Genomic DNA, 13,179 nt, shown 5'->3' with positions numbered 1-13,179 from the left:
AATTTTGTATACCAAAAAGTGTTTAACTAGTTTATTTATTCTGCAAATTGTTGTATAATCAATGAAACTCAAAAATAGGAGTGGAATGAATGAGAGAGGAAATCATATGGAAAGTTGGCGGCCAACAAGGGGAAGGCATTGAGAGTACAGGGGAAATCTTCTCGGTTGGGATGAACCGTTTGGGTTATCACTTGTATGGTTATCGTCATTTTTCTTCTCGCATCAAAGGCGGCCACACCAACAACAAAGTTCGCGTCAGCACGGAAAAAGTGAATGCCGTATCGGAAGAGTTGGACATTCTGGTGGCGTTCGACCAAGAATCGATTGATGTGAATTATCATGAATTGAGTGAAGGCGGGGTTATCATTGCGGACGCTAAGTTCAAGCCGGAAAACCCCGCGGATTCGAAAGCAGACCTCCATGCTGTTCCGTTTACCGAGATTGCCAAGGAACACGGAACGGCATTAATGAAGAATATGGTTGCGATTGGGGCGACTTGTGCGGTTCTGCGTATGGAAGTGGAAGTGTTCACCAGCATCATCCAAGAGATCTTTGGCCGGAAAGGCGAAGATATGGTGGAGAAGAATATGCAGGCGATGCAAGCGGGCTTTCATTATATGAAAGACAGTCTCGGAAACGAGGAGGAGTCTCTATCCCTCGCTGCCGCGGATGGGGAAAAGCGCATGTACATGATTGGAAACGATGCCATTGCGTTGGGAGCCCTTGCGGCAGGCGTACGGATGATGCCGGCGTATCCCATCACACCGGCCTCCGATATTATGGAATACTTAATTAAAAAATTACCGGACGTCGGCGGGACTGTGATCCAGACGGAAGACGAAATCGCCGCTTGTTCGATGGCGATCGGGTCCAATTATGCAGGAGTTCGTTCTCTTACCGCGTCCGCAGGACCAGGACTGTCTTTGATGATGGAAGCCATTGGGTTAGCCGGAATGACAGAAACGCCGCTCGTTGTGGTAGATACCCAGCGCGGCGGCCCGTCAACGGGACTTCCGACAAAACAAGAACAGTCCGACCTCATGCAGATGATTTACGGTACACATGGGGACATCCCAAAAGTGGTCATGGCCCCGAGTACCGCGGATGAAGCGTTTTACGATGCGGCAGAATCGTTTAATATTGCGGACGAGTACCAGTGTCCGGTGATTCTGTTGTCTGATCTCCAGCTTTCGTTGTCAAAACAAACGGTGGAGCCGTTTGATCTGACTCAAGTAGACATCCGGAGAGGAAAGGTCCTTGATGAAGTGAAAGAGCGAGAAGACAAAAACGCTTACTTCAAACGCTATCAAGTCACGGAAGATGGTATTTCCCCTCGCGTCTTGCCGGGTACGAAAAACGGAATTCATCATGTGACCGGGCTTGAACATAACGAAGAGGGACGGCCGACAGAAGCGACGCAAAATCGGAAAGACCAGATGGAAAAACGGATGCGCAAGCTCGACCGTTTAGTCGAACGCTTTCCAAACCCAGTAGCGGTGAACGCGCCGCACGAGGAATCGGATCTCCTTCTTGTCGGTTTTAATGCGACACGAGGGGCGATCGAAGAAGCGATGGCCGAGCTCGAGAAAGAAGGCATCAAAGCGAATCATGCACACATTCGGTTGATTCATCCGTTCCCAACCGAACAGCTGAAGCCGTATGTCGACGCCGCCAAACAAGTTTTGGTGGTGGAAAACAATGCAACGGGTCAGCTCGCTAATATCATCAAAATGAACGTCGGACAAATCGATAAAATACACAGTCACTTGAAATTCGACGGGGATCCTTTTTACCCGGAAGAGATTTATCAAGGAAGCAAGGAGTTGTTAGAACATGAGTCCATCCACATTTAAAGATTTCAGAAATAACGTCAAACCGAATTGGTGTCCGGGCTGCGGGGACTTTTCCGTCCAATCCGCGATCCAGCGTGCCGCTGCCAACGTCGGACTCACTCCCGAGGACCTTGCGCTCGTTTCCGGGATTGGATGTTCCGGGCGAATTTCCGGTTATATTAATTCCTACGGGTTTCACGGGACGCACGGTCGTGCCCTGCCGATTGCGCAAGGAGTAAAAATGGCGAACCGGGATCTCACGGTAGTAGCTGCCGGCGGGGATGGAGACGGATTTGCGATTGGGATTGGCCACACGATCCATGCGATGCGCCGGAATATGGACATCACGTATATTGTCATGGATAACCAAGTGTACGGACTGACGAAAGGGCAGACGTCGCCGCGTTCGGATGACGGGTTTGTCACATCATCGACGCCGGATGGATCGATCGAACAAGCCTTGCCGCCGATGGAAACCGCGCTCATGAGCGGCGCGACGTTCGTGGCCCAAAGCTTTTCCACGGAGATTAAAGAACTGACCGCTACCATCGAAGCAGGAATCCAGCACAAAGGGTTCTCGATCATTAATGTGTTCAGTCCTTGTGTCACCTACAACAAAGTAAACACGTATGACTGGTTTAAAGAAAACTTGACGAAGCTGAGCGACATCGAAGGGTACGACAACACGAACCGCACTCAGGCGATGACGACTCTCATGGAGCACAACAGTCTCGTCACCGGTATTATTTATCAAGAAGACCGCCCGGCATACGAAGATATGGTGAAAGGGTATGACGAGAAGCCACTGGCTCATCAAGACCTAGCCCTTGATCCGGACTACTTTGAAAGCCTTGTCGGTGAATTCATGTAACGGTTGTCATCTCTATACGTACCTATCGATCAGAAAACGAAGCGTTCCGCAATTAACTGCGGAACGCTTTTTTACCGTAAAAACATATAATAGTTATCTTGTGAGAGGAGAACGTGCGGGGTATAGTCATGCTGTATAAATGTCTAGAGGTGGATAGATACTAAAGAATGATTTTCTCAGAAGGAGGACATTGACCGCATGCTTGATTCCAATACTCTCCAAATTGTAAAGGAAACCGCCCCCGTTCTAAAAGAACATAGCCGAGAAATCGGAACGACTTTTTACAAGAAACTGTTCACGAAAGCACCTGAATTATACAACATTTTCAATCAAACCAATCAGCAGCGAGGCATTCAGCAAGAAGCGTTAGCCTATTCCGTCTATGCCGCAGGTCAACACATTGATCGCTTAGAAGAAATTGAACCTCTGGTGGAACGGATTACGGAAAAACATGTAGCGTTAGGAGTGAAGGCCGAGCAGTACCCCGTTGTAGGAGAGACTCTCCTAGAAGCGGTGCAGGACGTTCTGGGAGACGCAGCGACGGACGAAATAATTGGAGCATGGAAAGAGGCCTATGACTACATTGCCGATATATTTATTACGAAAGAACAAGAACTGTATGATGACAGAGAAGAAGAAAGCTGGCTTGGTTTTCGTGATTTCCGGGTCGATGAGAAAGTGACAGAATCCAATGAAGTTACATCTTTTTATTTAAAGCCTGCTGATGGAAAGTCTATCGCTTCGTATGAACCTGGTCAGTATTTGACCTTAAAAGCAGATATCGAAGGAGAAACATATACACATATGAGGCATTACAGTTTGTCGGATGCTCCCGGCCAGGACTATTACCGAATCAGCGTAAAACGAGAAGAGGGCGAAGGAAGTACGCCGGATGGTATTGTTTCCAATCATCTACATCGAAATGTGAAGAAAGGGGACACGCTCGCTTTTGCTGCACCGGCGGGAGATTTCACACTTGATACAGGGAATGCTCCGATCGTCCTCATCAGCGGCGGTATTGGGATTACTCCTCTCCTGAGTATGCTGAATACGATGGCAGCCACCGATACGACGCGGCCTGTCCTATTTATTCATGCGACAGAAAACAGCACCACTCATGTCATGAGAGAGCATGTCGAACAGTTAGCAGCCAAGAACGACCATATTACGAGCTATGTCTGTTATAACCAACCGATAGAAGAAGATCGGAGAGAGAAACGCTTTGATAAAGAAGGATATATCGACTATGAGTGGTTAACATCCATCTTACCAGAGGAGAACGCTCATTATTATTTTTGCGGCCCTGTACCATTCATGAAAGCCATCAATGAACATTTAAAAAAGGCAGGGGTCCCAAAAGAACGAAGCCATTACGAGGTGTTTAATCCGGTCAGTGTTCTAGAAGAAGCCCCCGATCAATAAACATCGGCAGGACGGGAGGAAATAGATCAGGCACAACTCTTCGATCGAGAGTTGTGCTTTTTCTCGTTCAGGAAAAAGCAGCTAGCGAGACACCACCCTTTCGTTTTTTAATAGTTTTGTTATTTTCCTCTAACATATAGTTAGGAGTCGTTTCACGGAATAACAGTGAATTCATGATAAAATTAAAGAAGAAGAAAAAATGGAAAATTGAACATGTAATTCCATCAGAGAATACATATATAGAATGAGGGGGGAGAGACAGGATGGAATATGGGGGAGAACTATTTTTCGATGACATCATAGAAGAATTACATCATCTGAGGGAAAGTGATCAAAAGGCTCTTTCTGCTAACGTGGATCCGCTGCCTCTCCATGAAACGTTGTATTATGACGAAAAACAAGATCACAAATGGATGGAGCGTTACTATCGTGGAGTGGGTATGAACCAGTCTTCCTCTGTTTCATTGCTGATGGACTTACATCACCTTCTCACAGTCACTCACGAATACACCTACCCGTATCACATCACGAAAGGGCAGTTTCTTTATACGTGGGTGGACCTTCAGCCCAATGGAAAATTAAAAGGGCTGTATTCAGGGGTAGAAAAGAATCCTTCGCAAGTCATGGTCGAGGATAAGGAAATGATTGAAAAACGGTATGCACATTATCAATCCTATCTCTTCGGCGATCACTCTTCTCCTGCGCGTAAAAAGAAAATGATCCATTTAGCGAGAAAGTATCGACTAAATACAGAACACGTCGTCCCTCAGTCGTGGTTTCGAGCGAAAGAACCGATGAAGGGGGATTTGCATCATTTGTTTGCTTGCGAGCCGGAATGTAACAAAATTCGCAGCAATTATCCTTATGACGACTTTTCGCAAACAGAAACAAGAACCGTTTCTAACCGTTGTGGTTCGTATGATGGAGAACGGTTTGAACCGCGGTACGGAAAAGGGGAGGCCGCTCGAGCAACGCTTTATTTTTTATTGCGTTATCCGAGGGAATTGAATAAAAACGCCCGCCAAAAACTGAACATACAGACGCTTGTGAAGTGGCATGAAAACTCGCCTGTCACAAGACATGAGAAGCATCGGAATCAAGCTATTTTTGAAATCCAAGGAAACCGCAATCCTTTTATTGATCATCCGAACATTTTAACTCCCTTGATTAATGACTTATATCGCTTGTCCGCACGGTGAACCTCAGGCTCTTTTGGCAGCTCCGAATACTAGGAACTACCATTCAATCGATCAGAGGGGGTTGACTATATACCGGTATGGGTATATAGTGTAGGTACAAACCAATACAAAAGCAGCAAAGAAATTTTTTTAACAAAAATTATACCCATAGGGGTAAATGGAGGGAAAGAAATGGCAAACGAAGTAACTGCTCAACAAATAGCGGAAAAAGTATGGAACAAAGAAAGTGCGTTTATTTTGGACGTAAGGAATGAAAGTGATTTTGCAGATTGGAAAATAGAAGGAGAAAACCTGGAATATCTGAATGTTCCTTACTTTGAGTTAATTGATGGGATAGAGCCTATTTTGGACAAGCTCCCAAAAAATCAAGATATCTTCGTAGTATGTGCCAAAGAAGGCTCTTCAAAAATGGTAGCCGACATGCTTGAAGAAGCAGGGGTACAAGCTTCTTATTTAAAAGGTGGGATGAAGTCGTGGAGTGAATACTTGCGACAAACCAAAGTATATGAAGACAGTAACATGACAGTGTATCAATTTGTTCGAATTGGGAAAGGTTGTCTCTCTTATATGGTCATCTCGGACGGCGAAGCCCTTGTTGTTGACCCTTCTCGTTTCGTAGATCAATATGTTGAGGTTGCAAAAGAGGCAGGTGCGGTCATTACACATGTTGTTGATTCTCACCTCCATGCCGATCATATTTCTGGCGGTATATTACTTTCTGAAAAAACAGGAGCCGCTTACTATTTGATGAAGAGTGAAGGAGCTGTCTTTGACTTCAACCCGTTAGAAAACTATGAAACAATCGAGTTCAATCAAGTGAAATTAGAAGTATTAGCGGTAAAAACACCCGGTCATACCCCGGGGAGTGTCTCTTTCTTCGTCAATGACACACTCTTGTTTTCCGGAGATACCATTTTTGTGAGCGGTCTAGGACGGCCAGACTTAGGAAACAAAGTGAGAGAATGGGCAAACGATTTGTATGAAACAGTATCTTCCAAAGTGTCTCAAATTGCTGACGATGTCATCGTCCTTCCCGGTCACTACGCTGATTTAGATGAAGAACTAAATAAGCAAGGTTATGTGGGAAGTACATTAGGAGACATTCGTAAACGTAATGAAAATATGTTTCAGACGACGAAAGAAGAATTCCTTCATCATGTAGAACAATCAGCGAGCTCTGTGAAGCCTCCGAACTTTGAGGATATTGTCGCCCTAAATCGCGGCGAACGTACAGCCGATACAGAAAGAATGCAAGAGTTGGAAATAGGGCCTAACCGCTGCGCTGTTCATCATACAGACTAAAACTCTCCATATCCCTTCCTGTATTACACAGGGGGGGATATGGTTTTATATGGGAAAGGGAATCGACGCTTCAAGAAGGAAATGGTAGGCTGAAGAAAAGAGAGGAGGACGGGTGCCATGCATAGAGAGGAAGTCAGGAAACGGGTGTTTCAATGTACGGAACGTGAACTGAAAGAGTGGCGAAAGCACGTGCTATATTGCCTGGATTACTTTCAACGAGCAAGGAATACGTTTGAAATCGAAGAGTGTGAGTACATTTTAAGTGTGATGGATGTGCGGGCTGCCTATTATCGCGACAAAGAAACAAACGAGGAATAACGCGGGATGAAAGGAAAAAATGTCTAAGGCAAGAGAGATCTTCTCCCTTGCCCTGGCGCTGCAGACATGCCTATCACATTACATGGACTTTCCTAAGTAAGCGCGTAACATCCACACGTGTTTTTCTAGGCTGGTATGGATCGCAAGCAGCATATCGCTTGTCGTCTCATCATTTGCTTTCTCTGCGGCGTCCATGCCTTCTCTCAATTCTTCGATCACTTTGGTGAAGTCATTCGCTAGTGTTTCTACCATTTGGTCTGCATTTTCTTGTCCTGTCGCATCCTGCACGGTAGAAAGTTCGAGAAATTCTCTTAACGTAGCGACCGGTTTTCCGCCAATAGTTAACAATCTTTCCGCCAGCTCGTCAATGTGAACAGCCGCTTCGTTGTAAAACTCCTCAAATTTGGCGTGAAGCGTGAAAAATTGATCCCCTTTCACATACCAATGGTAATTGTGGAGTTTGACGTAAAGGACATTCCAGTTAGCGATTTGTTTGTTAAGTATTTCATGTAGCTCCATATCATAACCTCCTTTATTTTGGTTCTTTGTTTAATATATCACTTTAAGGGGAATTTTACTATTTTTCCTAACCTTTTGCTTTATTACATACCACTTGGATGGTAGAGAAAACAAAGAAGGAGTGCGCGACGCTCTCTCTGTGTTTCTCTTTAAGCTGGTTGCAGGACGGCAGGAGGCTCTTGGGTCTTCGGTTGTCTGTGGTACCGAGTTAATCGCATGGCGTTTAAGATAACTAATAGTACGCTCGCTTCGTGGATAAGCATGCCGGATGCCAAGTGGATGCCGCCCATCAGAACGCCAAGTAACAGAACAAATACTATCCCGACCGCAAAATACATATTCTGTTTCATGTTGCGCATGGTGGCTTTCGATAACGAGTAGGCGTGAGAGAATTGCATCAGCTTGTCCGCCATCAGTACGAGATCAGCTGTTTCCATTGAAACATCGGTACCGCCTTCTCCCATAGCTACTCCAATATCAGCAGTCGCAATAGCCGGTGCATCATTGATCCCATCCCCAGCCATTGCAACGATATGACCGTCTTTTTGTAGCTTGTTAATAAAAGCGACTTTGTCTGCTGGCAATTGTTCGGCATGGAATTCATCAAGTCCCAGGGTTGTGGCAACTAATTCGGCCGTATGACGGTTGTCTCCGGTCAACATAACAATTTTTTGAATACCATGTTGACGTAATTCATGGAGAGCAGGGATGGCATCCTCGCGAATTTGATCCGCGATTGAAATCACGGCCACCACTTCTCCATGAATGGCGGCATAAATGGCCGTATTCCCTTTCTTCTCCTGCATGATGGCATACTCAAGAACATTGTTCGGGATGTTAAGATGTTCCGCTTTCATGAGTGCCTTGTTTCCGACGAGCAGAGGGGTACCTTCCACGATCGCCCGAATACCGTTTCCTTTTATGACTTCCCCGTCTTCAGGGGAACTATCCATAGGTAATTCTCGTTTTTTTGCTTCTGTCACGATGGTTTGACCGAGATGGTGTTCGGAAAGAGTTTCTCCTATCGCAACCAAACGCAACACATCATTTACTCCGTATCCTTGGAACGTTTTGATATCTGTCACTTCTGGTTTTCCTTTTGTTAAGGTACCAGTTTTATCAAAGACAAGAGTATCAACTTTTGAGAAACGATCCATCACGTCGCCGCCTTTTACGAGCACGCCTTTTTTTGCACCGTTTCCGATACCTGCAACATTCGAGACAGGTGCTCCGATCACAAGAGCGCCCGGACAAGCGACAACGAGAAAGATAATAGCTAGATGCAAGTCCCGGGTAATCAAGAATACGAGCGCGGAGATTACAACGACGGCAGGAGTATAAACATTAGCAAACTTGTCCAAAAATTGTTGTGTTTTCGATTTGGATTCCTGCGCTTCCTCGACGAGTTCGATGATTTTCGCAAACGTCGTGTCTTCTCCAACTTTTTCCGCGGTCATTTCAATATACCCATTATCAACCATCGTGCCGCTAAAGACGTTATCATTCTGTTTCTTTTTAACTGGGACTGATTCTCCGGTCACAGCTGCTTCATTTAAAGTCGCTGCTCCTGTAAGGATACTACCATCGACAGGAATTTTACTGCCGGAACGAATAATGACCCTGTCGCCTTCTTCTACCTCTTCCACAGAAACGGTAAGTTCCTTGCCGTTTCGTTTCACTATCGCTTCTTGAGGAGCCATCTCAGTCAATTCCCGAATCGAAGAACGGGTTTTTTTCAACGTCCGTGCTTCCAAATAGGCTCCGAACAAAAATAAAAAGGTAACGACAGCGGATTCTACATATTCTCCAATGAAGAGAGCCGCTATCACGGCAATGGTAACGAGTAAGTCAATGCTGAATGCTTTCATACAGAGCGACTGGTATGCTTTCAAGGCAATAGGCACACCAGCAATGATAGTTGCGGTTATTAAGGCACTTTGCTGTAACGCATGATAGTGAAGAAAGTATGAAACAAAGGCAATGGCTAATAAAATTCCGGAAAAGAGTGTCAACCGATTGGTTTGTTGATGAACCCATTGAAACATATTTATCCTATCCTTTCATTCGGGAAGCTGCTGCTCTACGGCAGCATTACTTCATATCTATGAAACTTTCGTGGATAACACAGGGTAGCCTAACTTACGAATTGTTTCTTTTAACTCTTCTGCTTGAACTGTTGATTCATCAAATTGCGTTTTAACTTTGCTTGCATGAAACAAGACTTTTACATTCTCCACTCCGTCCATTTTACTAAGCGTACCTTCAATTTTTTTTATGCAAGAGGGACAGGTTAGTGTTTCTAGTTGAAATTTTGCTGTTTTCATCAGTAATTCTCTCCTTTGTTTTGTTCTATATATAGTGTAAGCGAAGGTAGGGGGGGGTTTCTTTGATGCATGTCAAAATTTGCGAAGAAGTGATGTGAAACGAGTCAAAAAGGCAGAACACGGCATATGGAGCGAAGAGAGGGGCTGCATCCAATGTTTCGTAGTCCATTATCAGATATCTAGCCGCTAGTGAGGAGTATGCTAAAATAAAGGAAGTAAAGACCCAACTTAAGATAGAAAAGAAAGGGGGTGGACGTTATGATGAGGATTGTACCACCGAAATCTTTTACATATGAGGCGGGAGATCAAGCAATTCTGCTCCTGCATGGTTTTACAGGAAGCACCCGGGATGTGAAAAAGCTAGGCTTGTACGTAAAGGAACGGGGATGGACGTCTCATGCTCCGTTATATACGGGCCACGGGGAGCAACCGGAACGACTCCTGCAAGTACATCCGAGAACGTGGTGGGAAGACGCGGTAGCCGGTTACTGGGAGTTACGAGAAAAGGGGTATACCGATATTGTCGTAGCAGGAGTGTCATTGGGAGGGGTGTTTGCCTTAAAAGTGGCATCCGAATTACCGGTGACAGGACTAGTTACCATGAGTACGCCGATTCAAGGAAAAAACACAAGTGAATTTTATCAACGTGTGTTGGACTATTTCATAGAATATAAGAAGCTGCAAGGGAAAAAGAAGCTGGAAATAGAGGAAGAAATGCCGTGCTTTCAAGAACAGGAAGCACCACACTTGGAAGAAATACAAGAAATGATTCAAGAAGCACGTGAAGGGTTACCGCGAATACAAGCACCAACCTACATATTGCAAGGTACATTAGATGATGCTGTCTATAGAAAAAGTGCTCCTCTTATCTATCATGAGGTAGGAGCGAAAGATAAATCGCTGAAATGGTATGAGAAATCAGGGCACCGGATCACAACGGGAGAGGAAAGCAGACAAGTAAACGAAGATATTTACACCTTTTTAATAAAAGATAAGAAAGCATTCATGGAGTGATGTCTAGCTTCAGCGCCCAGCCGCTCTGGAGGCCCACACGACGTGGGCGGTTTTAGTAGAAGTTCCTTTTTCTTTAGTCGAACTTCCTTTTCCAGTGCTTGTCGAGCTCGGTAGGCGGCTTGTATTTTTTGGCATTCATACATGCACGTATATGAGGGGAGGGGATTCATTGGAAGTTTCCACATTACCTAAGAAACAGAAACGAGGTATTATTTTCATTGTCATTGGCGCAAATTTTCTGTTTCTGTTAAATCAATTTCTCCTCATCACGGCGTACCCGGTGATTATGAGAGATTTCAGCATCAATGCAACTCAAGTCCAGTGGTTGACCACTTCCTTTTTGCTAGTAACGTCTATTTTTATTCTGATGACCGGCTATTTAATTGACCGCTTCACGACAAGGCATCTCGTCATCAGCTCACTCGTAATGCTTGTAATTGGGACGCTGGTCGGATGGCTGGCATCTTCCTTTGTCATTCTTGTAGTCGCTCGCATTATTCAAGCTATCGGAGCCGGGATTATGCTGCCACTGGTGCAAACGATATTATTGATGGTGTATCCCGAGAATCAAAGAGGCCGTGCCATGGGGTTACTTGGTTTCGTCATGAACGTAGCACCGGCCATTGGACCGTCGATTGCAGGCTTAATCGTCGATTTTTATTCCTGGCCTTATTTATTTCTAATCATATTACCGCCTGCATTTTTGTTTCTTATTCTCGCCAGCTTGTATATGGTAAATGTCACAGAGCGAAGGCCGACTCAATTGGACATCCCATCGCTGGTGTTATCAAGCATTAGTTTGACGGGCATTTTATATGGAACAAGCATGATAAGTGTCGTTGGTTTCGTTCACTGGTTGGTCGGGCTTCCACTCTTGATCGGCATCCTTTGTTTAGGCCTCTTCATCAAAAGACAAAATATGCTGAAGTTGCCGACCTTAAATGTCACCATCATGAAAAATAAGGCGTTCGCATGGATGACCGGCTCGGTGTTTATCATTGCCATGTTACTCTTGTCGGCAGAGACGATCTTACCGTTGTTTTCTCAAAACGCCCAAGGAAGCAGCGCATTTGTTGCGGGAATTCTCTTATTCCCGGGGACGGTCATCTTATCCATCACTTCTCTTCTCGGCGGGCATTTGTTTGATAAATACGGTGGAAAAACGGTCATTTCCAGTGGCTTTCTTCTATTAATGGCTGCGTGTTTTTTATTTATTTCGTTTGAGAAAGAGACTTCTCCCATCTATGTTAGTGCTATATTCTGCATTTTCATGGCAGGAATCGGTTTGACGATGATGCCGCAAGTGACCATGGCTATGAACCGGCTGCCGCGGTCAGAGCTTGCCCACGGAACATCGATTATGACAACTTTGCGCCAATTTGGGATGGGAATTGGAGTTACCTTATTAACGACGATGATCAGTATACGTACGACAGACACTGCCTTGCCGTACGAGGAAGCGTTTTTACGAGGAACACGCGGAGCTTTTATAGCGATGAGTGTATTAGCTATCCTTGCCTTTGGTTTGTTTGTATGGGGGAGAAGAAAAAGGGAACCTTAAGGGAGAGAAAAAAGGCAGTATGCCGTTTTTATGTATTAAGAAGCTTCTTCTAGTTCCACCCGGCACGTTCCTTTTGTAGAATGTCCCTCCACATAAATGCTTTGCAAAGGATCTCTCGTCGTGATTCGAATCGTTCCTGTTTCACTTTCGTGGAACGTCGTCTCAAGTATTCCTTTCATTCGAATAAGAAGAGTCCCTTGTTCCACGCCTACGTCAAAATGGACAATATATTCTGTATTTGAATTCACGACAAAATTATGATGGTACCCTCCGTTAAAAAGTCGATAGGCCAAGGATATTTTCTTCCCTGTGTACGTTTGACGGAAAAAAAGGCGTAAAGGTAATTTGATAATATTAAACTTATAAAGAATCAGTAATACGACGATTGCGAATGTGATTTGTAAAATAGACTCCACTTCTCCACCCCCTTCTCTCCTTTTATTATAGAAGGGTTTTCTCACACCGTCGATAGAGAGAAAGACGTTTTTTGAGCAGCCGGGCCTGGATGAAGAGGGTAGAATGATAGATAACATGACGAACGAGGGAGGGGTAGAATATGAAAGAATTTGAATCCTTTTTGGCTAACATTGATCAAGACGAACATCGTGACCGCATGGAGGAGGTATTAGAGTGGACCGCGAATACCTTTCCAAACCTTACCCCAGTAGTAAAGTGGAATCAACCTATGTTCACCGATCACGATACCTTTATCGTTTTGGGCGAGAAGACTTCCACTTCCTACGAAGTGTAAAGTGGGAGATGAATCGCCTGTAAGTGGCACACTTTCCATTGTGCCTCATGGAAAGCTTCCTTTCTT

12 protein-coding genes and 1 pseudogene are annotated in these 13,179 nt (G+C 44.8%); 9 read left to right on the top strand and 4 right to left on the bottom strand.

The genetic code is table 11. The features are described from left to right. The first annotated feature begins 89 nt into the window (after nt 1-89). The 6 genes from BM095_RS14435 to BM095_RS14410 all read left to right on the top strand — a co-directional run bounded on the left by BM095_RS14435 (nt 90) and on the right by BM095_RS14410 (nt 6,944). Nucleotides 90-1,853 (top strand): 2-oxoacid:acceptor oxidoreductase subunit alpha, encoded by a 1,764-nt coding sequence (locus tag BM095_RS14435; RefSeq protein WP_091663411.1) that lies wholly within the window; start codon nt 90-92, stop codon nt 1,851-1,853. Further along, complete coding sequence (locus tag BM095_RS14430) at nt 1,834-2,703, top strand: 2-oxoacid:ferredoxin oxidoreductase subunit beta (RefSeq protein ID WP_091663409.1); 870 nt, start codon at nt 1,834-1,836, stop codon at nt 2,701-2,703. The genes BM095_RS14435 and BM095_RS14430 overlap by 20 nt, the downstream gene beginning before the upstream one ends. A gap of 198 nt (nt 2,704-2,901) precedes the next feature. After that, nucleotides 2,902-4,125, top strand: a complete 1,224-nt coding sequence (hmpA, locus tag BM095_RS14425) for an NO-inducible flavohemoprotein (protein WP_091663406.1) — start codon at nt 2,902-2,904, stop codon at nt 4,123-4,125. 263 nt (nt 4,126-4,388) lie between these two features. Further along, entirely contained in the window at nt 4,389-5,324 is a 936-nt protein-coding gene (locus BM095_RS14420) for an endonuclease I family protein (RefSeq protein WP_091663403.1), read from the top strand. Nucleotides 5,325-5,495: 171 nt separating this feature from the next. Beyond that, a complete protein-coding gene (locus BM095_RS14415; RefSeq protein ID WP_091663400.1) occupies nt 5,496-6,626 on the top strand; it encodes an MBL fold metallo-hydrolase in 1,131 nt (376 codons plus the stop codon). A 117-nt stretch (nt 6,627-6,743) separates the two neighbouring features. Next, the gene (locus tag BM095_RS14410; protein ID WP_091663397.1) at nt 6,744-6,944 is read left to right on the top strand and encodes a hypothetical protein; all 201 of its coding nucleotides are present in this window, start codon (nt 6,744-6,746) and stop codon (nt 6,942-6,944) included. A gap of 78 nt (nt 6,945-7,022) precedes the next feature. On the opposite strand, the gene BM095_RS14405 is transcribed toward BM095_RS14410, so the two are convergent. From BM095_RS14405 to BM095_RS14395, 3 genes are all read right to left on the bottom strand, one after another. Beyond that, nucleotides 7,023-7,463: a Dps family protein gene (locus BM095_RS14405; RefSeq protein ID WP_091663394.1), complete on the bottom strand. Its 441-nt coding sequence runs from the start codon at nt 7,461-7,463 to the stop codon at nt 7,023-7,025. A 149-nt stretch (nt 7,464-7,612) separates the two neighbouring features. Then, nucleotides 7,613-9,508, bottom strand: a complete 1,896-nt coding sequence (locus BM095_RS14400) for a heavy metal translocating P-type ATPase (protein ID WP_091663388.1) — start codon at nt 9,506-9,508, stop codon at nt 7,613-7,615. A 57-nt stretch (nt 9,509-9,565) separates the two neighbouring features. Further along, a complete protein-coding gene (locus BM095_RS14395; protein WP_091663385.1) occupies nt 9,566-9,787 on the bottom strand; it encodes a heavy-metal-associated domain-containing protein in 222 nt (73 codons plus the stop codon). A gap of 258 nt (nt 9,788-10,045) precedes the next feature. Here BM095_RS14395 and BM095_RS14390 point away from each other — a divergent pair, with 258 nt between their 5' ends. Both BM095_RS14390 and BM095_RS14385 read left to right on the top strand, forming a co-directional pair. Then, on the top strand, nt 10,046-10,801 hold the full coding sequence (locus BM095_RS14390) for an alpha/beta hydrolase (protein WP_091663383.1): 756 nt from the start codon (nt 10,046-10,048) through the stop codon (nt 10,799-10,801). A 169-nt stretch (nt 10,802-10,970) separates the two neighbouring features. Next, complete coding sequence (locus BM095_RS14385; protein WP_177194837.1) at nt 10,971-12,362, top strand: DHA2 family efflux MFS transporter permease subunit; 1,392 nt, start codon at nt 10,971-10,973, stop codon at nt 12,360-12,362. Between the two features lie 35 nt (nt 12,363-12,397). Here the strand turns inward: BM095_RS14385 and BM095_RS14380 are convergent, their stop codons facing one another. After that, a complete protein-coding gene (locus tag BM095_RS14380) occupies nt 12,398-12,778 on the bottom strand; it encodes a hypothetical protein (protein WP_091663376.1) in 381 nt (126 codons plus the stop codon). A 140-nt stretch (nt 12,779-12,918) separates the two neighbouring features. Here BM095_RS14380 and BM095_RS14375 point away from each other — a divergent pair. Further along, nucleotides 12,919-13,077: pseudogene (locus tag BM095_RS14375) on the top strand (iron chaperone); the annotation flags it as partial. Nucleotides 13,078-13,179 lie beyond the last annotated feature (102 nt).

Origin of the sequence: Alteribacillus iranensis, from assembly GCF_900113025.1 — a bacterium.
Taxonomy (GTDB): Bacteria; Bacillota; Bacilli; order Bacillales; family Marinococcaceae; genus Alteribacillus_A; species Alteribacillus_A iranensis.
The sequence above is the reverse complement of the archived record's forward strand: the minus strand, read 5'-3'. Positions and strand labels throughout refer to the sequence as shown.